Origin of the sequence: Streptomyces indicus (genome assembly GCF_900100315.1) — a bacterium.
Lineage (GTDB): Bacteria > Actinomycetota > Actinomycetes > Streptomycetales > Streptomycetaceae > Streptomyces > Streptomyces indicus.
Genome location: NZ_FNFF01000002.1, coordinates 40038 through 62140 on the forward strand (window position 1 = coordinate 40038; position 22103 = coordinate 62140).

The window sequence follows — 22103 nt, forward strand, 5'->3', positions numbered from 1 at the left end:
CTGAGAACTCCACCCTTGCCTCCGCCAGCCACCCGACGACGGACCCCCTCCCATGCCCACACCACTGACGCACGACGACCCCGCATCCCTCGGCCCCTACCGCCTCGTCGCCCGCCTGGGCAGCGGCGGCATGGGGACCGTGTACGTCGCCCGCACGCCGGGCGGCGCCACCGTCGCGCTCAAGACCATGCACCCGGGCATCGCCGAGACCCCGGAGGCCCGGACACGGTTCCGGCTCGAGATCGATGCGGCCCGAGTCATCGGAGGACAGTTCGGGGCCAGGGTCATCGACGCCGATCCACTCGCGGCCACTCCGTGGCTGGCCACGGAGTACGTGCTCGGTCCCGCGCTCGACGAGGCGGTGGAAGCCGCCGGGCCACTGCCGGAGAAGACGGTGCGCGCGGTCGGGGCAGCTCTGTGCGCCGCACTCGAGCAGCTGCACCGGTCCGAAGTCGTACACCGGGACCTCAAGCCGTCGAACATCCTGATCACGGCGTACGGGCCCAAGGTCATCGACTTCGGGATCGCAAGGGCGTTGGGGGACGCTCGGCTCACCCGCACCGGTTCCGCCGTGGGCACCCCGGCCTTCATGTCGCCCGAACAGGCCACCGGACAGGACCATGGCGCGGCTGGCGATGTCTTCGCGCTCGCCGGGGTGCTCGTGTACTCGGCACGGGGCAGCTCCCCGTTCGGGTCCGGGCAGGCGGCCGACCTGCTGTACCGCGTGCGGTACGGGGAGGCCGATCTGGACGGCGTGCCTGCCTCGCTCGCGCCCGTGCTCGCACGGTGTCTGGCCAAGGATCCGGCGCAGCGTCCCAGAGTGCTGGAGCTGGCGGCGCAGCTCCACGACGGAGGCGGGGAGTTCGCCGAGCAGCTGCCTGACTCGCTGATGGGTCTGATCGGGCAGCGGGCCGCCGACGTCTGGCATGTTCCGCCCCAGCGGCTGCCCGCACCGGTCGACGCCTTCACCCCCGGCGGCGTCTCAGCACCGGTTGCGGCGGGCGCGGACACCTCCCGACGGCGCTTCCTGTTCGGCGGCGGGGTGTTGGCCGCCACGGCGCTGATGGGCGGCGGCGCCTGGTGGTGGAGCACGTCGGGCGAAAAGGACAAGAGCGGTTCCGGCGCGGCGGCCTCGGGGCCCGAGCAGACAAGGAACCTGGATCCCCTCTGGAGCACGAAAAGTTCGTACCGCATCCTCGAGTGGGGGCTTCCCACGCCCCTGCCGGTCGAAGGAGTGATCCATCTCCCCTTCCGCGCCGTCACGATGCGCTTCGACCCGGAGACCGGCTCGCGCACCGAGGACCTGGTCGCCGACGGTTCGCCCTGGCAGGTCGATGTCGTCGAGGGCCGCGAGTACCGGCTCGGCCCGAACCACGACAAGGCCGTGGGCGGAGTGACGCCGGCGGGCATCGATGTCTGGAACAAGGCACAGGACTATCTGCAGCCGACCCCTGCCGTCTTCAGCGGCACTGTCGCAGGTCTCGACGGGAACCAACTGCTGTGTGTCAGGGGCTCGGTGGCGTACGTCGTGGTCGGGACCGGCAAGGAATGGAGCAACGGCTTCCTCGCCTCCCAGAAGTTCACGCTGCGCGCCGCCGACATCAGGACCGGTAGAACCCTGTGGTCAAAGCCGCTGCCCAAGCGCCCGGACAACAACTGGCGGTTGCACTTCCTGACCGCCGAGGTCGTCGGCGAACGACTGGTGACGCTACAGGAGACCGAGCCCGGGACGGTCCGCGTCGTCGTGCGGGACGTCGGCAGCGGTAACGTCCTGTGGGAGAAACCGTACGGGAAGGCCGAGGATCCCGACGCGCTGCAAAGCCCGTTGGCGGTCGCCGGCGGTCTGCTCTTCCTGGGGGGCGAGCGGCTGCGGGCCTGGCGGATCGAGAACGGCGACGAGGTGTGGAAGAGCGCGTCCGGTGTCGCCTACAGCCCGCCCGCGTACGCCTCGGGGGTCGTCTACGCGGTCGGGCAGGGAGTCGGGCTGAGCGCTCTCGCCGCCGACAGCGGTGAAGTGGCGTGGACCGAGACCTCGGACACGGTCAGCGAGGCGTCCCTGGCCTGGCGGCCGCTGGTGACGAGGCGCTACGGCTACTACCGCAACGGCGTTCAGCTGCATGCCATCGACCTCAGAAACCACAAGGCAGGGCTCACGTACAAGACCGCCGCGACACGCTTCTACGCGGACGCCCCGGACCGGCTCGTCCTCGGAATGGGGGAGTCGACGTTGAGCGCGTATCCGCTGAAGTGAGCCGCACCCCCGGGCAACCGGAGCCCGAAACCCCCGGGATGTAGCCGACTTGCACCGCCTACCCCACCCACCTGCCTTTCCCCTCGTCCCCCGCGTGAAGGAAACCCATCATGACCCCGCTCGGCCCCGGAGACCCGATCCGCCTCGGCCCGTACCGCGTCTTCGGTGTGCTCGGTGAAGGCGGTATGGGCAAGGTGTATGTCGGTCAAGACGCGGCCGGAACGCTTGCGGCAGTCAAGGTGCTGCGGCCCGAGCTCGCCCATGACGCCGGCCTCGCCCAGCGTTTCGTGCGCGAGGCGCAGGCCGCGCAGGCCGTACGCAGTCCAGGCGTCGCGGCCGTGCTGGGGGCGTGGACCGAAGGCGGGCGGCCGTGGATGGCCACGGAGTTTCTCGCGGGGCTCACCCTCGACGAGGCCGTCGACCGGTTCGGGCCGCTTGACGAGGGCGCGCTGCGGGCGCTCGCCGCCTCGCTCGCGCGCACGGTCGCCGACATCCACGCGGCCGGGTTCGTGCACCGCGACCTCAAGCCGCAGAACATCGTCCTGACCGCGGACGGCCCTCGCGTCATCGACTTCGGCATCGCCCGGCCCGAGCACGGACTCACGCTCACCACAACCGGGCAGGTGCCGGTCACCCCCGGCTACGGCGCGCCCGAGCAGGTCCTCGGGCAGCGGGTGGCGCCTCCGGCCGATGTGTTCTCGCTGGGCGCTGTGTTCGCGTACGCGGCCACCGGGCGGCGGGCCTTCGACGGTGGCCACGTGGCGGCCGTGCAGTACGCCGTGGTGCACGACGAGCCCGAACTGGCGGGTCTCTCATCTGAGTTGATGGCTCTTGTGGCACCCTGTCTCGCCAAGGATCCGGCGCTGCGGCCCACCCCGGCGCAGATCCAGGAGGCAATGGCCCCCGCCAAGGGGGCCGAGCGGCACTGGCGACGCGGTGCGCTCGCCGAGGCCATCAAGGAACGCGAACGCGACGCCGGCCGCCTCACCCCGCAGACTGGGGTCACCGCGGACGGCCGGGCGCCTTCACCCGATCGGCGCCGGCTGCTCACCGGCCTTGCGGCAGGGGGCGCGGCCCTCGCCGCGGCAGGTGGTACGGGTGTCTGGTGGCTGGCGGGCCGGGGCACCCAGGACGAGGCGCGCCCGCCTGCGCGGAACGGCCCCTTCGACATCCCGCCCGCCGCCCGCACCCCCGAGCAGCCCCTCGACAATCCGGCCGACAAGACAAGCATTGGCACCGCCATACCGTCCGCCACGGTCCTCTGGCGCGTCCTCAGCGAGGCCGACATCTACGCACCGAGTCTGCTGCCGGTGCGCGACGTCCTCGTGTTCGGCGCCGCGAGCGGAGGCATCTCCGCGTACGACGTACTGGACGGATCGCGTCGCTGGCAGGCACCCGGCATCCGCGCACAGGCCGAATACCTCTCCCTGTCGGACCGGTTGGTTGCGGCGGCCGACGAGGAGGGGGTGCTGCGTACGTACGTGGCGTCCACCGGCGTCGCCAAGTGGACCTGCCGGGAGGCCGAGGTGCAGTACCTGCTCGCGGCGGACGAGGACGCGGTCTACTTCCTCACGAAGGACAAGAAGCTGCGCAGTGTCGGCAGATCCGACGCGAAGGTGCGGTGGACGGCGAGCGCTCCCGCCTCCTTCAAGGGCAAGGCGGCCGTGTCCGCGGTGGCCGCCCGGGGCCGGCTCGTGATTGGGGATGACGAAGGGGGCGTCCTGGCGTTCGACACACGAAGCGGCAAGGTCGCGTGGTCGCATCCGGGGAACTCCGACGTCCACGTCCATCCGGCTGTCGACGACGACACGGTGTTCCTCAACGGCCCGCGCCTGTACGCCCGTCGGCTCCGCGACGGGCGGGAGATCTGGCGTGCCGGGATCCAGGACCCGGAGCGCGAAGGCGAGAACTGGGGGCCGCCCACGGTCCGTTCGGGTGCCGTGTACGCCAACGGCGGTTACTACCCGCGGCGCCTCGACGCCCGCGACGGCCGCGAGGTGTGGCAGGGGGACACCGCCACGGACCGTGGCTGGCCGCTGCTCGTGCAGGGCAACAGCGCCTGGTGCCTGCGGACCGAGACCCGACACACCGGCGACGAGATGCTCACCATCAACGGACTGACCGCGGGCGAGGGCGAGAGAGCTCTGGTGTACCGCATCCCGGCCGCCAACCAGCAGTCGATCGCTGCGGAGGGCAACAGGGTCTTCGCCCGCAGCGGCAGCGAGGTGGTGGCGCTGGCGGCGTTCTGATACGCCGCCCTGCTGCCGGTTGGCGGGGCCGGACACGGCGACCGCACGAGACGCGGGTCCCGCACGCAACCGCCCCGCACCGGATCAACTCCCGTGCGGCGCGGTCGCGTTCCCGAAGGGCTTACGCCTCGTGCTCCGCCAGCAGTTCCTTCGCCCGCCGCACATCGTCCGCGATCGCGTCGACGAGCTGCTCCAGGGAGTCGAACTTGGCCATGCCGCGGACGTACGCGACGAAGTCCACGGCCACGTGCAGGCCGTACAGGTCGAGGCCCACTCGGTCGATGGCGTACGCCTCCACGGTGCGTTCCGTGCCGTCGAACTGCGGGTTGGTGCCCACCGAGATGGCGGCCGGCATGGCCTCGCCCTCGACGTGGAGATAGCCGGCGTAGACGCCGTCGGCGGGGATCGCGGTGTGCGGCAGGGTCTCGACGTTGGCGGTCGGGAAGCCCAGTTCGCGGCCGCGCTGGGCGCCGCGGACCACGACGCCCTCGACGCGGTGCGGGCGGCCGAGGATCTCGGCGGCGCCCGCGACGTCGCCCTCGGCGACGAGGCGGCGGGTCAGCGTGGAGGAGAAGGGTTCGCCGCCGCCCGCCGCGCCGCTCACGAACAGGTCGATGACCTCGACCTCGTAGTCGTAGGTCTCACCCTGCTCGGCGAGGAACTCCACATTGCCCGCGGCCTTGTGGCCGAAGCGGAAGTTGGGGCCCTCGACGACCACACGGGCGTGCAGCTTGTCGACGAGCACCTTGGCCACGAAGTCGGCCGGCGAGAGCTTCGAGAACTCGGTGGTGAAGGGGAGGATCAGCACGGCGTCCACGCCCAGCTCCGCCATGAGTTCGGCGCGGCGGTGGTGCGGGGCGAGCAGCGGCGGGTGGCTGCCGGGGCGGACCACCTCGCTGGGGTGCGGGTCGAAGGTGACGACCACGGAGGGGATGCCGAGCTCGCGGGCACGCTCCACGGCGCGGCCGATGATCAGCTGGTGACCGCGGTGTACGCCGTCGTAGGAGCCGATGGTGACGACGCTGCGCCCCCAGTCCTGGGGGATGTCCTCCAAGCCACGCCAGCGCTGCACGGTGTTTGCTCCTCGCCGAACCTGTGTACGTCCTGATGTTTGCGCAGGACTAAGAGTGCCATGACTTTTCCGGCCCCTCCGCCTCCGGGGGTGCCCGTCGGCGCTCCCCGGCGGGTGGGCGGTCTTCCGGTCCGGGCCGGAGGGGTGCCCGGCCTCGGCGGCGCGGTGGGCGGCAGGTGCAGGTCGGGCGTGCAGGGCGGGGAGCGGAGGGGGCGGACGCGGTCGTCTGTCAGGGGCGGGATGGCTGTGGGCGAGACGGAGGCCGGGTCGCCGGGTGTGGCGCCGCAGAGGCGGGCCGCAAGTGCACGGGGGCGCCGGGGTGCCGCCTCCGACCATGGCGCCGGGCGCCGGGGTGCCGGCGCCGGATCGCCTCGGCCCGGATCGCCAAGCCCCGTGGCGCCGATGTTCAGGCCGACACCCGCTCCCCCACCTCGTTCACGATCATCCGCCGCGCGCTGGGCCCGACCAGGACCGTCCACACCCCGGGCGCCCCGTCGAGCCAGTCCGCAAGCATCCGTGCGCGCTCACGGCCCGACCGCGCCAGTTCGACCAGGCGCCGGTCGAAGGCCGCCGCGCCTTCCGGGGTGCGGACGAGCAGCAGGCCGCAGCGGCGGACCAGGTCGGCGGTGCGGTCCGGGTCCGGGCCGCAGGTACGGACGGCGACGTCGACCACCTCGTCCAGGACCAGCGGGTCCTGCGCAGGCGACAGGAGCACGTCGAGCAGTTCCCCGCGCAGGGTGCGCGAGGCCGCCGTGCCGGGCGTCGCGAGCACCCGCGCGAGGGCGCGCCGCACCTCGACGGGTCCGCCCTGCAGCAGCCCCGCCACCAGTGGGAACAGCGTCTCGCGCGCCGCGGAGCCCTGGGCGAGCCGCCGCTCGACGTAGGCCGCGGCCTGGCCGGCCGCCTCCGGGCGCAGCTCGACGAACTCCCGTACGAGAGGGCTCACGCGCCGGGCGGCGGCGGGGCCGGTGACCTCCGCGAGGGCCGCGAGCACCTCGGCGGACCCCGACCCCGGCTCGCGCAGCCGCGCCCGGAAGGCGTCGAGCACCGGCTCGGCGTGCGTGGTCAGGGCCACGGCCAGCGCGGCGGAGGCGAGCTGCGGGTCACCGGCCGCGTACCGCCGCAGCGCGTGCGGCAGATGGCGCTCGCGGGTGAGCGGGTCCCGTACGAGCAACGAGAGCGCCGCTCCGTACAGCGCGCCGTCCTCGGGCCGGGCGAGCAGGGCGAGCGCGGCATAGCGCAGGAGGCTGCGGTCGGCCTCACTGCGGGCGTGCGGCCGGACGAGCAGGCCGTAGGCGGCGGCCGCGACCCGCCGTTCGGCGCGCTCGTCGTGCGCCCAGCGGTCGACGGCGCGGCAGAGCGCGGAGGGTTCCTCCTCGGCGAGCGTGGCGAGCAGTTCGTCTCCGCGGGGGTGTGCGCAGTCGGCGAGCGCCTCCGTGAGGTCGTCGAGGGCGCGGTGACGGTGGGTGTGCAGGAGCGCCTGGGCGGCCTGCGCGACGGTGGCCGCGGGAGCGGCGGCCAGCGGCCGGTCGTCGGTGAACCAGCGGGTCAACAGCGGCTGTACGAGGGCGGGTTGGGCCTTCAGGAGATCTGCCGTGGTGTCCAGGTACCGCTCGCCTTCGGGCGTGGGCTCGGCCACCACGAGGCGGCGCAGCAGGTCGAGCCGGTCCTCGGCGGGCAGCGGCAGGGCACGCCAGAACCACGGTCCGAAGCCGTCGTACACCCCGCGCACCGGCCCGCGCGCGAGCAGCCGTTCGGCGAGCAGGCGCAGGACGGGCAGGTACGGGCGCGCGTCCGGGACGCGGAGCAGGGTCTCGGCGACCAGGCGGGCGGCCCACCAGGCGGCGTCCGCGGGCCGCCCGCGCCCGCCCCCGGCCGCGCTTGGGGCGGCCCAGCTGGGTGCGGGGCGCAGGCCGCGTACGGCGAAGTGGTCGGCGGCGAGGACGAGTTCGTCCAGACGGCGCCGGAGCTGGTCCGGCCCCTGCTGGCGTTCGAGGAGCAGGAGGGCCTGGAGGACGGGGCCGATGCGGTGGCGCGGTACGGGGAGCGCGGGGGCAGGCCGCTCCTCACCTTCCGCCCGTGGCGCACCCTTGCGTGCCCGCACGGCCCCGGCCTGCCCCTTGACGCTCCCGCCCTTGGAGACCGCTCCCCTGACTCCCTTCGCCCCCTTGGCGCCGCCCGCTTTCGCGGCGCTCTTACGCGGACGCCGCCGCGCCACCTCGGCCCGCGCGGGCAGCCGCTCCGCCGCCGACGGACCCTCACCCGGCTGCTCGCGCCAGCGGTGGACCAGGGCGAACAGGGCCGCGTCCAGGTCGAGATGGGCACCCTGGATCCAGTCGGCGAGCTCCTCGTGGGCGAAGCGGTAGCCCGCGCCCGCGGGCACGAGGGCGCCCTCTGTGAGCACCGCGGAGGCCCAGCCCGTGGCCCACGGGAAGATCTCCTCGAAGGCCTCCCGGTCCAGCTCGCCCTGCCCCGGTCCCAGACAACGGCGAGCCGCCTCGTGCAACCGCCCGGACACCTTCGCGGCGAGCCGCCGTACCGCCGACAGCCGAAGCCTCTCCGCCGGCAGCGGCCCGCCCTCGTCTCCCGCCCCGGCCCTCTCGCCGGCCTCGGCCCCGGGACCACCCCCGCCCTCTCGCCCGTCCGCACCCCACAGCCCTTGCAGCGCGGCCAGCCGCACCGCGATCCGCAGACAGAGCAGATCCAGATACGCCGAGAAGATCTCCGACCGGTCGGGACACCCTCCGACGGCCTCACCCCGCTCATCGTCCCGCTCACCGCCCCGGCCGGGCGCGACGGACTCCCCGCGATCACCGGACTCCCCGCACATCCCCCGTTCCCCCCGCTCCCCACCCTCCCCGAGCGCAGCCCGCACCTCCCCCAACAGCCGTACGGCCAGCGGATGTTCGGCATCACGCGCCGACAGGCTGCCCTCCGGCACCCCGTACAGCGACCGCACCCAGCCGGCCTGCCGCTCCCCCAGCTCCCCGATCCGCACGCACGCGGGCAGCCGTCCGCCGTGCGTGGATCCGTACAGCGCGGCCTCGGGAAACAGCGCCCCAGCCTGCTCCCAGTACTCCGCACGGCAGGCGATCACGAGCCGCGCCCCGGTCGCGCGCAGCCACCGCCCGGTGCCCTCGCTCCACTCCGCGAGCCGGTGCGCGAGCTGCGGCGGCATCTCCTCGGGTCCGTCGAGCAGGACGAGGAGTGGCCGCCCCGCATCCCGTACGAGCGAGGCGATCCGGTCGGGACCGATGTCCCCGAGCTCGCCCTCCGCCCCCTCGGCCGGCACGTCCTCGGAGGCGGCGACGATCCGTCCGGCGTGCGCGAGCGCCCGCGCGACCGCGTCGGCCACCGAGGCGTCGGCGGCGTGCAGGGAGGCCCCGCGCAGCCAGACGGTCGGTGCCGGGACGGTGCCGCGGGCGCGGCGCCGGGCGAGGGCGCCGAGTTCGGTGGTACGGCCGCTGCCCGGGTCACCGACGAGGGCGCACACGGACGCGGCGGACTCGGCGAAGGCCGCGAACTCCCTTCCCACCTCGACCCGTTCCACCGGCTCGCGCTCCTCGCGCGGCAGGTCGGAGCCCACCGAGATGGCGCTCAGCTGGAGCGCTCCGGCGAGGTTCAGGTCGGGGCCGTACGCGGGGACGCTCGCGGCGTTGCGGGTGAGCAGGGCGTCGAGGGCGCCGGTGGTGTCGGCCCGGGCGGCGGCGCGCAGCGGGACCGCGTAGCCGGCCGCGCGGTGCCCGGCGTCGAGCGCGGTGCCGAGGACGGCGAGCACGGCGCCGGTCCCGGTGTCGAGCACCGGACCGCCGGCCGCACCCCCGCCGAGCTGCAACGCGTCGCTGGCGTCGGTGCCGACCGCCAACTCCAGGGCGCCGCCGAGCAGATGGAAACGGTCGGTCGCGGTGTACGTCACCTGCGCCCCGGCATCGAGCACGCGCGCCTCGCGCCAGCCGAGCGCGGCGATCCGCACGTACGAGCCGGGCTCCACGTGCTCGCGCACGGACAGCGGCAGAGCCCGGAGGCCCAGCCCCTCCGTGCTCACGAGCGCGATGTCGCTCTCGGGAAAGGCGGTGACGGCCTCGGAGGTGACCACGCACGTGCGCCCGCCGGGGGCGTGCAGCACGATGCGCGCGAGCCCGTCCACGGCCTCATGACTGGTGACGACGGTGCCGAGCTCGTCGGCCGCGAAGCCGGTGCCCCGGGGACGGCCCGCGAGATCGCAGATCCTGACCAGTTCCTCCCGACCCCCGGCCATGCTCGTCCTCCCCGCGGTGCTGCTGCTACGACCGTAGGGAGAGTTGATCCGCGGCACGCCCCGCCAACCGGATGCGCCCCCTGAGAGCCGGGGCGTGTGCTTCGAGCGCCTGCCCGATGGGGTGAACGGGGTGGTGTGGTGTTTACCGCGGGGCCAGGCCCGCGGTAGCAGCCGGCCGCCTGCGACCGTATGCCGAGCCGCCCGGGGGCGAACCCCCGGGCCGACCCGTCACACGAACACCGGCGGACCGCCCGTCAGGCGAACACGGCCAGACTCTTCGCCTTCCCCTTCTGGTTCTCCACCAGGGCCACGAACGTGCCCGTCGGGTCGAAGACCGCGACCGGGGCGCCGGGGGCGTACTCGTCCGGCATCTCGATGCGGACGCCGTTGAGGAGGAGGCGGGCGCGCTTGGCGTCCACGTCCCAGCGCGGGAACGCGGCGGCCGCCGCGTCGGCGATCGGCATGACCGCGAGCGACTCCTGGTGCGCGTCCAGGGTGCGGGCCGCGTCGAGGCCGTACGGGCCGACGCGGGTGCGCCGCAGCGCCGTGAGGTGGCCGCCCACCCCGAGGTCCGCGCCCAGGTCGCGGGCGAGCGCGCGGATGTACGTGCCAGAGGAGCAGACCACCGAGACGACCAGGTCCATGACCGGGGTGCCGTCCTCGGCGACGGCGTCGCGCACGTCGTACACCGTGAAGGACGAGACCGTCACCGGCCGCGCCGGGATCTCGAACTCCTCGCCGTCGCGCGCCCGCTTGTAGGAGCGCACGCCCTTGATCTTGATGGCGCTGACCTTGGACGGCACCTGCATGATGTCGCCGGTCAGCTTGGCGATCCCCGCGTCGATGGCGTCGCGGGTCACGCGCGAGGCGTCCGCGGACGAGGTGATCTCGCCCTCGGCGTCGTCCGTCAGGGAGTTCTGGCCCAGGCGGATCGTGCCCAGGTACTCCTTCTCCGTCAGGGCGAGGTGCCCGAGGAGCTTGGTGGCGCGCTCCACGCCGAGGACGAGCACACCGGTCGCCATCGGGTCGAGCGTGCCGGCGTGGCCGACGCGGCGGGTCTTGGCGATGCCGCGCATCTTGGCGACCACGTCGTGCGAAGTGAAGCCGGACGGCTTGTCGACGATGACAAGGCCGTCCGGCGTCGTCTGCTGTTGCTGCTTGCTCATGCGGAAGCGGCGCCCTCGTCGTCGTCTTCCGGCTTCTTGTACGGGTCGGCGTCACCGGCGTACGTGGCGCCCGAGGACGCCTGGCGCACCTGCGCGTCGGAGGCCCGCGCCTTGTCGAGGAGGTCCTCGATCGTCTTGGCGGTCTCCGGCAGCGCGTCGGCCACGAAGGTCAGGGTCGGCGTGAACTTCACGCCGGCCGCCGCACCCACCGCGGACCGCAGGACGCCCTTGGCGCTCTCCAGACCACGGGCCGCGTTCTCACGGTCCTCGTCGTCGCCGTAGACCGTGTAGAAGACGGTCGCCTCCCGCAGATCGCCGGTGACCCTCGTGTCCGTGATGGTCACGTGGGAGCCGAGGCGCGGGTCCTTGATTCCGCGCTGCAGCTTCTGTGCGACCACTTCCCGGATGAGGTCCGCCAGCTTCTTCGCCCGCGCGTTGTCGGCCACTGGTCCGTCTCCCTCTGTGTTTCTCCGTCCGTACGTCCCGTACGGACCTCTCGTACACGTCCTGCGTACGTCAATCATCGTCCCCGTGCAGCCGTCGGCGCACCGAGAGCAGCTCGATCTCGGGGCGGGCGGCCACCAGGCGCTCGCACCGGTCGAGCACATCGGACAGGTGCCCCGTGTCCCCGCTGACCACCGCGACGCCGATCTCGGCCCGGCGGTGCAGGTTCTGGTCGCCGACCTCCGCCACGCTGACCGCGAACTTGCGGTGCAGCTCGGCGACGATCGGGCGGACGACGGAGCGCTTCTCCTTCAACGACCGTACGTCGCCGAGGAGCAGATCGAAGGACAGAGTCCCTACGTACATGTGAGTCCGGATGTCCCGCCGGTACGGGGTCGTGTGTACGGCGCCCTGATCCCTGTCGGGGGCCTGCGCTGCATTGATCCGGGGGATGCCCCCGGACCCCGGCCGGACAAACCGTACCCGCAACGGCCGGGGCCGATCGACGGAATTATCGTCCCGTCGACCGGCCCCGGATCACGCTGCGTGATCAGCTACGCGGTCAGCCGCGCGGCTTCTCGCGCATCTCGTACGTCGCGATGACGTCGTCGATCTTGATGTCGTTGAAGTTTCCGAGGTTGATACCACCCTCGAAGCCCTCGCGGATCTCGGTGACGTCGTCCTTGAAGCGGCGCAGACCGGTGATGGTGAGGTTCTCGGCGACGACCTTGCCGTCGCGGAGCAGGCGCGCCTTGGTGTTGCGCTTGACCTCGCCCGACCGGATGAGCACACCGGCGATGTTGCCCAGCTTGGACGAGCGGAAGATCTCGCGGACCTCCGCCGTACCCAGCTCGACCTCTTCGAACTCCGGCTTGAGCATGCCCTTGAGGGCCGCCTCGATCTCCTCGATCGCCTGGTAGATGACCGAGTAGTAACGGACGTCCACACCCTCGCGCTCGGCCATCTGCGTGGCACGCCCGGCGGCGCGCACGTTGAAGCCGATCACGATGGCGTCGGAGCCCATCGCCAGGTCGATGTCCGACTCCGTGACCGCACCGACACCGCGGTGCAGGACGCGGATGTCGACCTCTTCGCCGACGTCCAGCTGGAGCAGGGAGGACTCGAGGGCCTCGACGGAACCAGAAGCGTCACCCTTGATGATGAGGTTGAGCTGCTGGATCTCGCCTTCCTTGAGCACCTTGTCCAGGTCCTCGAGCGAGACGCGGCGCGTGCGCTTGGCGAACGCGGCGTTGCGCTCACGGGCGGCGCGCTTCTCGGCGATCTGACGGGCCGTACGGTCCTCGTCGACCACCAGGAAGTTGTCGCCGGCACCCGGGACGTTGGTGAGACCAAGGACCAGGACGGGAGTCGACGGAGCCGCCTCCTCCACGTTGTTGCCCTTGTCGTCGAGCATCGCGCGGACACGGCCGTACGCGTCGCCGACCACCATCGTGTCGCCGATACGCAGCGTGCCTCGCTGCACCAGGACGGTGGAGACCGCACCGCGGCCCTTGTCGAGGTGCGACTCGATCGCGATGCCCTGCGCGTCCTGGTCGGGGTTGGCCCGCAGGTCGAGCGAGGCGTCCGCCGTCAGGATGACGGCCTCGAGCAGCGAGTCGATGTGCAGACCCTGCTTGGCGGAGATGTCGACGAACATCGTGTCGCCGCCGTACTCCTCGGCCACCAGGCCGTACTCGGTCAGCTGACCGCGCACCTTGGTCGGGTCCGCGCCCTCGACGTCGATCTTGTTGACCGCGACCACGATCGGCACGTCGGCCGCCTTGGCGTGGTTCAGCGCCTCGATCGTCTGGGGCATCACACCGTCGTTCGCCGCCACCACGAGGATCGCGATGTCGGTGGACTTCGCACCACGGGCACGCATGGCGGTGAACGCCTCGTGACCCGGGGTGTCGATGAAGGTGATGCGACGCTCTTCGTCGTTGACCTCGGTCGTGACCTGGTAGGCACCGATGTGCTGGGTGATGCCGCCGGCCTCGCCCGCGACCACGTTGGTCTTGCGGATCGCGTCGAGGAGCCGGGTCTTACCGTGGTCGACGTGACCCATGACGGTCACGACCGGCGGACGGGACACGAGGAGCTCCTCGCCGCCCTCGTCCTCGCCGAACTCGATGTCGAAGGACTCGAGCAGCTCGCGGTCCTCCTCCTCCGGCGACACGATCTGAACCGTGTAGTTCATCTCGTCACCGAGGAGCTGCAGCGTCTCGTCGGAGACGGACTGCGTGGCCGTGACCATCTCGCCGAGGTTCATCATGACCGCGACGAGCGACGCCGGGTTGGCGTTGATCTTCTCCGCGAAGTCGGTGAGGGACGCACCGCGCGACAGGCGAACGGTCTCGCCGTTGCCGCGAGGCAGCATCACGCCGCCGACCGACGGGGCCTGCATGGCCTCGTACTCCTGGCGCCTCTGCCGCTTCGACTTGCGACCACGACGCGCCGGACCGCCGGGACGGCCGAACGCACCCTGCGTGCCACCGCGGCCACCCGGACCACCGGGACGACCGCCGAAGCCGGGACGACCGCCGCCGCCACCGAAACCGCCGCCACCGGGACGACCGGCACCGCCGCCGCCACCGGGACCGCCGGGACGGCCGGCGAAGCCGCCGCCACCGCCACCGGGACGACCGGCGAAGCCGGGACGACCGCCGCCGCCACCGCCGGGACGACCGCCGCCACCGGGACCACGGCCGCCGCCGGGGCCACCGCCGGGACGCGGGCCCGCAGCGGGACGCTGCGGCATCATGCCCGGGTTCGGACGGTTGCCGCCGCCGGGACGCGGACCGCCGGGACCGGCCTGGCCGCCCTGCGGACGGGGCATGCCGCCCGGAGTCGGACGGGCGCCGCCCGGACCCTGCGGACGGGGACCGCCCTGGCCGGCGCCCTGCGGACGCGGGCCGCCGGGCGCACCCTGGCCGCCGGGACGCGGGGCACCGCCGGGACGGGGCGCCTGCGGGCGGCCCATGCCGGTGGAACCGCCGGACGTGAACGGGTTGTTGCCCGGACGCGGGCCCGCGGGACGGGCGCCGGGACGCGGGGCGCCCTGGCCGCCGGGACGCGGAGCGCCGCCGGGACGCGGGGCCTGGCCCTGACCGCCCTGGCCGGGGGCCGGACGGGAGGCACCGGGCTTGGGCGCACCGGGACGGGCAGCCGGACGCTCACCGGCGGGCTTCGGCGCCGCGGGGGCGGCCGGAGGCGCGGTGAATTCCGGTGCGGCCGGCGCGGGCTTGGGCGCCGCGGCCGGCTTGGGGGCCGGGGCCGCGGGACGCGGACCAGGCGCAGGTGCCGCGGGCTTCTCCGCCGCGGGCTTGGGGGTGACCGGCGCGGGCTTCGGCGCCGCGGGCTTCGCCGCAGCAGCCGGAGACGCCGGCTTCGCGGCGGCCTTCTTGGGCGCCGCGGGCTTGGCAGGGGAGGCCTTCTTGGCGGCACCGCCGCCACCGGGACCCTGCAATGCGTCAGTCAGTTTGCGTACAACAGGCGCCTCGATCGTCGAGGACGCCGAACGTACGAATTCACCGAGTTCTTGGAGCTTGGCCATGACGACCTTGCTCTCAACCCCGAACTCCTTGGCGAGTTCGTATACCCGGACCTTAGCCACTTCGCTCCTTTTAGGTCCGGGTTACGCCGGACCGTCGCTACTTCATGGGCGTACTCATCGCGTGCTCATCGAGTGCTCATCGCAATCTCGACCTACTTCCAACTCGCGGGGTACCTAGACCGCACGGGGCTCCGTGCGGCACGTCTTCTTACGGTTGCGCCTGCTCGACATACCGGCGCAGGGCCGCGGTGTCGAGCGGACCCTCGGCGCGCAGCGCCCTCGGGAACGCCCGGCGGCGGACCGCCGTGTCGATACAGACCAGGGCGGGGTGTACATACGCACCCCGGCCGGGCAGCGTACCGCGCGGGTCGGGGGCGCACTCGCCCTCGATCAACACGGTCCGCAGCAGATCGTGCTTGGCCGCTCGCTCCCGGCAACCCACGCAGGTTCGCTCAGGGCAGGCTCGGGCGTGCGTCCGGCCAGACACCGTTAAGTCTACCTCCCCGCACCGACCTCACCCCTTTGGGGCAGGAATCGAATGGCTGCGCGCATCAATAACGGCGCGATCTTTGCGCCGCTCGCTGACCTGCGGCCGGAAAGGTGTAACGCTTCCCGGCCCCTCCGGTTATTCCCCGGCCTGCTCCGTGTCCGGCCGGATGTCGATCCGCCAGCCCGTCAGGCGCGCGGCGAGGCGGGCGTTCTGGCCCTCCTTGCCGATCGCGAGCGACAGCTGGTAGTCCGGCACCGTCACACGGGCCGAGCGGGCCGCGAGGTCCACGATCTCGACCTTGGAGACCCGCGCCGGCGAGAGCGCGTTGGCCACCATCTCGGCCGGGTCGTCGGACCAGTCCACGATGTCGATCTTCTCGCCGCCGAGCTCCGCCATGACATTGCGCACGCGGCCGCCCATCGGGCCGATGCAGGCGCCCTTGGCGTTGAGACCCGAACGGGTCGAGCGGACCGCGATCTTGGTGCGGTGGCCGGCCTCGCGGGCGATCGCGGAGATCTCGACGGAACCGTCGGCGATCTCCGGGACCTCGAGCGCGAAGAGCTTCTTCACGAGGTTCGGGTGCGTACGGGACAGGGTGACGGACGGGCCGCGGACGCCCTTGACCACGCGCACGACATACGAGCGCAGGCGCTGGCCGTGCGGGTACTGCTCGCCGGGCACCTGCTCCTGCACCGGCAGGATGGCCTCCAGCTTGCCGATGTCGACCAGCACGTTCTTCGGGTCGCGGCCCTGCTGGACGACGCCCGTGACGATGTCGCCCTCGCGGCCGGCGTACTCGCCGAGCGTCGCGTCGTCCTCGGCGTCGCGCAGCCGCTGCAGGATGACCTGCTTCGCGGTGGTGGCGGCGATCCGGCCGAAGCCCGAGGGGGTGTCGTCGAACTCGCGGGCCTCCTGGCCCTCCTCGAGGTCCTCGGCGTCCTCCTTGGCCCACACCGTCACGTGGCCGGTGCTCCGGTCGAGCTCCACGCGCGCGCGCCGGCGGCTGCCTTCGGTGCGGTGGTAGGCGATCAGGAGGGCCGACTCGATCGCCTCGACGAGGAGGTCGAAGGAGATCTCCTTCTCCCGGACCAGACCCCGCAGGGCACTCATGTCGATGTCCACGGCTACGCCTCCTTCTCTGCGTCGTCGGCAGTGTTCTTGCGGTTGAACTCGATCTCCACGCGCGCTTTGGCCACGGAGTCGAAAGCGATACGGCGGGCGGTGGGCTTGCGGCCCTTCACACCCGGAACTTCGAGGTCGAGGCCCTCGTCGTCGACCTTCAGGATGCGGGCGATCAGCTCGCCCGTCTTCCCGTCCTCGTTCAGCTGGAACTTCACCAGCCGGCCGACGGCCCGCACGTAGTGACGGTGCTCGGTGAGGGGGCGGTCGGCGCCCGGGGAGGTGACCTCCAGGACGTACTCGCCGTCGCCCATCGCGTCGGTCTCGTCCAGCTTCGCGGAGAGCTCACGGCTGAGCTCCGCGCACGTGTCCAGCTGGACGCCTTCGTCGGAGTCGACCACGACACGCAGCACACGACGCTTTCCGGCGGGAGTCACGGTGATCTCTTCGAGATCCAGGTCCTTGGCGCCGACGAGCGGTTCAAGCAGACCGCGCAGCCTCTCGCTCTGGGTGGTGCTCATCCGGGTGACTCCTCGGCCGCGTGTGCTGTTGTGGGTTTCTCGCGTGTCAGGTCAAAGGGTATCCGGTCCCGGGATGTGTTGCTGTCCACCGGGTGGCGGCATCCCCGCGGTCCGGGTGTCCCGCTTACGGGTTCGGGGCACCCGCGCGCGTAGGGTGATCACCACCCGGCTGTTGACCGGGTCACCTTCCTGCCCCCCGACCGCCCCGAGGACGTCTGCCGTGCCGTACGACGAACCGATCTCCCGGCCTGTCCGCGCCGGCGGGCCGCGCCGCCGGAGCCTGCTGGCCGGGGCCGTGACGGCCGCGGGCGCCGCGCTCCTCGCCGGCTGCTCCGACGACGGCGCGGACTCCGGCTCGTCCGGGGCCGCGGGCCGGCGCAGGACGGCCGCCCAGGTGCGGGCCGCCCTCGCCAAGGACAGCGCCGGACTGCTCGCCGAGTACGAGGCCGCGATCGCCGCGCACCCGGCGCTCCTCGACCGGCTCGGGCCGCTGCGCGCCGAGGTGCTCGCGCACGTCGAGGCGCTCGGCGGCGCCCCCGCGGCGCAGCCGAGCCCCGCGCAGAGCGCGCCCGTGCAGACGCTGGGCGAGAAGGTGACGCTGCGGCGGCTGGCCGAGGCCGAGCGCGCGCTCGCGGACAGCCGGCGCGGCACGCTGGCCGAGCTGCCGGGCGAGGACGCCCGGCTGCTCGCCTCGATCGCGGCGGCCGGCGACGTACACGCGTATCTGCTGAGTGAGGCGGCCCGATGAGCGACAACGGCACGGCCGAGACGGCCGCGTACCAGGCGGCGCTGCGCGCCGAGCACGCGGCCGTCTACGGGTACGGGGTGGTCGGCGGGCGGATCCGTGAGGGCCGGCGCGAGGAGGCGCGGTCCGCGTACGACGCGCACCGCGCCCGGCGCGACGTGTTGCAGCGCACGCTGCGCGATCTGGGCGCGGTGCCGGAGCCGGCGGCGGCCGCCTATGCGCTGCCGTTCCCGGTGCCGGACTCCCCCGCCGCGGCGCGGCTCGCGGCCGAGCTGGAGGACAAGGTGGCCGGGGTGTACGCGGATGTCGTACGGGCCACGGAGGGCGAGCGCCGGCGGGCGGCGGCGGACGCGCTGCGCGAAGCGGCCGTCCGTGCGGTGCGCTGGCGGGGCGGCAGCGTAGCCTTCCCGGGGCTCGCGGAGCGGGCCACGACGCCGGCCGCTTCGGCCACGCCCTCCGCCTAGCGCCGGTTGGTGTGCCCGCGTCACGCGGTTACGGTGTGGGGTCGGCACCACGGCGTTACGTTTCACCGTTCTGAAGGGAATCTCTCGCGCATGACCATCGAACCGCCGCAGCGTCTGGTGACCGCGCTCGGCGAGGTGCGCGACGACGGGGCGTCGGCGTGGCTCGGCGAGGTCGGCACGCTCCTGGAGGAGGCGGCCGGGCGGCGCGGGGTCACGGTCGAGCGGGTGCACCAGCCCGGTGGCCGCAGCAGTCTGGTCGCCCACGTCCGTACGGCCGAGGGGGTGCCCGCGGTCCTCAAACTGGCACCCGAGCGGTTCCGTCCGGAGGCGGAGCGGGCCGCGCTGACGCACTGGGGCGGCTTCGGAGCCGTACGCCTGCTGGATCCCGGGATCAACGACGGGGCGATGCTGCTGGAACGTCTGACGCCCGAGGTGTCGGTACGCACGCTGCCCGAGTCGAAAGCGCTCCTGGAAGCCGCCGGAACGCTCCGCCGTCTCTGGGTGGACCCGCCGGCCGGGCGCAACTGCGAGACGGTCGCCGAGCGTACGGGGCGGCAGGCGGAGGCGATGAAGGCGACGCCCGCGGCCTTCCCGGACATCGCGCCGCTGGTGGACGCGGCGCTCGCGGCCCGCGACGAGCTGGTGGCCGCGCCGCCCGAACTCCGGCTGCTGCACGGCACGTTCCGACAGAGCAAGGTGCTCGCCGGTGAGCGGTCGCCGTGGCTGGCGGTCGGTCCCGACCCGGTGGTCGGCGAGTGCGCCTTCGATCTGGCGCGCCTGGTACGCGACCGCGTGGAGGACCTGATCGGCGCCCCCACGGGCCCGTCCACGACCCGCCGCCGCGTGAAGCGCCTCGCCGAGTCCCTCGAAGTCGACCCCGTACGCCTGCGCGGCTGGACCCTGTTCCGCGCCGTGGAGTCGGGGGCACGGGCGCTGCGGGTGGGGCGCCCGCGGGACGCGGAGAATCTGCTGGAGTTCGCGGGCTGGTTGTAGCAGCCTGCGGGGCCGGGCGTGCTGGTTGTGACGGGCACCCCCACCGGCCGGCAGCCGCGCTCCGGGCGTGAGGGGACGGGGAGGGGTGCCGGTTACACGGGCGCTCCCCACCCGGACGCACACGCTCGCAGCCGTACGGCGCCATTGCCCGTGTAACCGGTACCCCGGACCGGCACCGACCCCAAACGAGACCGCACGCGGGGCGGACCACAGACCTGGGCACAGGCATGACCGGGAGCGCGCCGGACGCACCGCGGCGGGGCTCCGCGCCCGTGCACCCCGTACCGCAGCACCGCGCCCCGCCCCCGCCGTACACGCGAGAGCGCCCCAGCCCATGCAGGCCGGGGCGCTCTCGGTGCGTGCAGGGTCAGGCCGTGAGGCGGGCGACTGCCTCCTCGACCGTGAGTTCCTCGCGTTCGCCCGTGCGGCGGTCCTTCAGTTCGACGATGCCGTCGGCCGCGCGGCGGCCCGCCACCAGGATCTTCGGGACGCCGATGAGCTCGGAGTCGGTGAACTTCACGCCGGGCGAGATGCCCGGGCGGTCGTCCACGAGGACGCGGACGCCCGCGGCGGCGAGCTTGTCCGAGACGTCCAGGGCCAGTTCGGTCTGGAGGGCCTTGCCCGCCGCGACCACGTGCACGTCGGCCGGGGCGATCTCCGCGGGCCAGACCAGGCCCTGCTCGTCGGCGTGCTGCTCGGCGAGTGCGGCGACGGCGCGCGAGACGCCGATGCCGTACGAACCCATGGTCACGCGGACCGGCTTGCCGTTCTGGCCGAGGACGTCGAGCTGGAAGGCGTCGGCGTACTTGCGGCCGAGCTGGAAGATGTGGCCGATCTCGATGGCGCGGTCCAGCTTGAGGCCGGTACCGCAGGAGGGGCAGGGGTCGCCCTCGACGACGACCACGACGTCCACGTACGCGGAGACCTCGAAGTCACGGCCCGCGACCACGTTCTTCGCGTGCTTGCCCTCCTTGTTGGCGCCCGTGATCCACGAGGTGCCGGGGGCGATGCGCGGGTCGGCGAGGTACGTGACCTTCTCCAGGCCCTGCGGGCCCACGTAGCCCCGTACGAGATCCTCGCGGCCCTCGAAGTCCTCGGCCGTCACCAGCTCCACCTCGGACGGGGCGAAGTGCGCCTCGACCTTGTCCATGTCGACCTCGCGGTCGCCGGGGACGCCGATGGCGAAGATCTCGCCGTCGACCTTCACGAGGAGGTTCTTGAGGGTGGCGGAGGCCGGCACGTCCAGGTGCGCGGCCAGCGTCTCGATGGTCGGGGTGTCCGGGGTGTCCAGTTCCTCGACGGCCGGGACGTCCGCGGAGTCCACCGGCTTCAGGGCGTACGTGATCGCCTCGGTGTTGGCCGCGTAGTCGCAGTTCGGGCAGTCCGCGAAGGTGTCCTCGCCGGCCGCGGCCGGGGCGAGGAACTCCTCGGACTTCGAGCCGCCCATGGCGCCGGCGGTCGCGGCGCAGATGCGGTAGTCGAGGCCGAGGCGCTCGAAGATCCGCTGGTAGGCGGCGCGGTGCAGCGCGTAGGACTCGGCGAGGCCCTCGTCGGCGGTGTCGAAGCTGTACGAGTCCTTCATCAGGAACTCGCGGCCGCGCAGGATGCCGGCGCGGGGACGGGCCTCGTCGCGGTACTTCGACTGGATCTGGTACAGGATCACCGGCAGGTCCTTGTAGGACGAGCACTGGTCCTTGACCAGGAGCGTGAAGATCTCCTCGTGGGTCGGGCCGAGGAGGTAGTCGCCGCCCTTGCGGTCGTTGAGGCGGAACAGCTCGGCGCCGTACTCCTCCCAGCGGCCGGTGGCCTCGTAGGGCTCCTTGGGGAGGAGGGCGGGCAGAGTGACCTCCTGGGCGCCGATGGCGTCCATCTCCTCGCGGACCACGCGCTCGACGTTGGCGAGCACCTTCTTGCCTAGGGGCAGCCAGGACCAGATGCCGGCGGCGGTACGGCGGACGTAACCGGCGCGCACGAGCAGCTTGTGGCTGAGGACCTCGGCGTCCGCCGGGTCGTCGCGCAGTGTCTTGACCATCAACTTCGACATGCGCTGGACCTGGGCTGCCATGGTTCACTCCTGCGGGATGCATCACTGGGATGCCAAGGAGGTTAACCGGGTGCGGGGCCCCGGTGTTAATCGATTGCCCCGAGCCCGCGGAGCCGTTTCCGTACGGGCGGGCCCGGCTCAGGCGTACGGGCGGGCCCGGCTCAGGCGGACGGGCGCCGCAGCGGCAGCGGGGCGCCCATCACCGCGTACGGCTTCGGGGCGCTCGGGAACAGGACCTGGCGGGCCAGGTCCTGGTAGCCGAGGGACCGGTAGAGGCCGCGCGCCGGGCTCTCCCAGTCGATGGCCGAGAGGATCGAGCGGGGCTCGGCCGCGGAGTCGGTGATGGTGGTGATCAGGGTGCGGCCGATGCCCCGGTTCTGGTACGCGGGTTCGACGTGCAGCTCGGTGATCACGAAGGAGTCGTCCAGCCAGAAGTCCAGCTCGCGGCTGCGCAGATACGGCTCCACGACCGTGGACCACCAGTGGGCGCGGTCGTTGGGCATGCCGTAGACGAAGCCGACCAGACGGCCGTCGGGGGTGGTCGCGCCGAGGGCGCGGGCGCCGGGGTGGCCGAGGTGGCGGAGCACGATCTGGCGGCGCACCGCGATCTCGTCGTCGCTCAGCCCGAACGCACGGGCCTGCACGGCCAGCGCCTCGTCGACCCGCAGGGCGAGGTCGAGCGCCCCGATCACGACGTCGTCAGTCATGCGGGAACCCTAACGCCCGGTACGGCG

16 protein-coding genes are annotated in these 22103 nt (G+C 72.9%); 5 read left to right on the top strand and 11 right to left on the bottom strand.

Features of this window, described 5'->3' with window-relative positions:
- Positions 1–52 precede the first annotated feature (52 nt).
- Both BLT97_RS06755 and BLT97_RS06760 read left to right on the top strand, forming a co-directional pair.
- Complete coding sequence (locus BLT97_RS06755; protein ID WP_093607850.1) at positions 53–2251, top strand: protein kinase domain-containing protein; 2199 nt, start codon at positions 53–55, stop codon at positions 2249–2251.
- A gap of 110 nt (positions 2252–2361) precedes the next feature.
- The gene (locus BLT97_RS06760) at positions 2362–4500 is read left to right on the top strand and encodes a protein kinase domain-containing protein (RefSeq protein ID WP_176953683.1); all 2139 of its coding nucleotides are present in this window, start codon (positions 2362–2364) and stop codon (positions 4498–4500) included.
- Positions 4501–4621: 121 nt separating this feature from the next.
- Here BLT97_RS06760 and BLT97_RS06765 read toward each other — a convergent pair whose 3' ends face one another.
- The 9 genes from BLT97_RS06765 to rimP form a co-directional block, all read right to left on the bottom strand.
- Positions 4622–5572, bottom strand: coding sequence for a bifunctional riboflavin kinase/FAD synthetase (locus BLT97_RS06765; RefSeq protein WP_093607852.1), 951 nt, complete (start codon positions 5570–5572; stop codon positions 4622–4624).
- 406 nt (positions 5573–5978) lie between these two features.
- Positions 5979–9830, bottom strand: a complete 3852-nt coding sequence (locus BLT97_RS38405; protein ID WP_093607853.1) for a trypsin-like peptidase domain-containing protein — start codon at positions 9828–9830, stop codon at positions 5979–5981.
- A 254-nt stretch (positions 9831–10084) separates the two neighbouring features.
- The gene (truB, locus tag BLT97_RS38875; RefSeq protein WP_093607854.1) at positions 10085–10996 is read right to left on the bottom strand and encodes a tRNA pseudouridine(55) synthase TruB; all 912 of its coding nucleotides are present in this window, start codon (positions 10994–10996) and stop codon (positions 10085–10087) included.
- Positions 10993–11442 carry a 30S ribosome-binding factor RbfA gene (gene rbfA / locus BLT97_RS06780; protein ID WP_093607855.1) on the bottom strand — a complete coding sequence of 150 codons (450 nt, stop codon included), beginning with the start codon at positions 11440–11442 and terminating at the stop codon, positions 10993–10995. The genes truB and rbfA overlap by 4 nt, the downstream gene beginning before the upstream one ends.
- Positions 11443–11512: 70 nt before the next feature.
- Positions 11513–11806, bottom strand: coding sequence for a DUF503 domain-containing protein (locus BLT97_RS06785; RefSeq protein ID WP_093607856.1), 294 nt, complete (start codon positions 11804–11806; stop codon positions 11513–11515).
- A 196-nt stretch (positions 11807–12002) separates the two neighbouring features.
- Positions 12003–15053, bottom strand: a complete 3051-nt coding sequence (infB, locus tag BLT97_RS06790; protein ID WP_093607857.1) for a translation initiation factor IF-2 — start codon at positions 15051–15053, stop codon at positions 12003–12005.
- A gap of 148 nt (positions 15054–15201) precedes the next feature.
- Positions 15202–15480, bottom strand: coding sequence for a YlxR family protein (locus BLT97_RS06795; RefSeq protein ID WP_093607858.1), 279 nt, complete (start codon positions 15478–15480; stop codon positions 15202–15204).
- A gap of 138 nt (positions 15481–15618) precedes the next feature.
- Positions 15619–16605, bottom strand: a complete 987-nt coding sequence (nusA, locus tag BLT97_RS06800) for a transcription termination factor NusA (protein WP_093607859.1) — start codon at positions 16603–16605, stop codon at positions 15619–15621.
- A gap of 2 nt (positions 16606–16607) precedes the next feature.
- Positions 16608–17123, bottom strand: coding sequence for a ribosome maturation factor RimP (rimP, locus tag BLT97_RS06805; protein ID WP_093607860.1), 516 nt, complete (start codon positions 17121–17123; stop codon positions 16608–16610).
- A gap of 220 nt (positions 17124–17343) precedes the next feature.
- On the opposite strand from rimP, the gene BLT97_RS06810 reads away from it, so the two are divergent.
- The 3 genes from BLT97_RS06810 (at position 17344) to BLT97_RS06820 (ending at position 19325) form a co-directional block, all read left to right on the top strand.
- Complete coding sequence (locus BLT97_RS06810; protein WP_245769194.1) at positions 17344–17871, top strand: hypothetical protein; 528 nt, start codon at positions 17344–17346, stop codon at positions 17869–17871.
- Complete coding sequence (locus BLT97_RS06815) at positions 17868–18332, top strand: ferritin-like domain-containing protein (RefSeq protein WP_093607861.1); 465 nt, start codon at positions 17868–17870, stop codon at positions 18330–18332. The genes BLT97_RS06810 and BLT97_RS06815 overlap by 4 nt, the downstream gene beginning before the upstream one ends.
- Before the next feature lie 90 nt (positions 18333–18422).
- Positions 18423–19325, top strand: a complete 903-nt coding sequence (locus BLT97_RS06820; RefSeq protein WP_093607862.1) for an aminoglycoside phosphotransferase family protein — start codon at positions 18423–18425, stop codon at positions 19323–19325.
- A gap of 367 nt (positions 19326–19692) precedes the next feature.
- On the opposite strand, the gene BLT97_RS06825 is transcribed toward BLT97_RS06820, so the two are convergent.
- Both BLT97_RS06825 and BLT97_RS06830 read right to left on the bottom strand, forming a co-directional pair.
- Entirely contained in the window at positions 19693–21390 is a 1698-nt protein-coding gene (locus BLT97_RS06825; protein WP_093607863.1) for a proline--tRNA ligase, read from the bottom strand.
- Positions 21391–21530: 140 nt separating this feature from the next.
- Complete coding sequence (locus tag BLT97_RS06830) at positions 21531–22076, bottom strand: GNAT family N-acetyltransferase (RefSeq protein ID WP_093607864.1); 546 nt, start codon at positions 22074–22076, stop codon at positions 21531–21533.
- Positions 22077–22103: the final 27 nt, after the last annotated feature.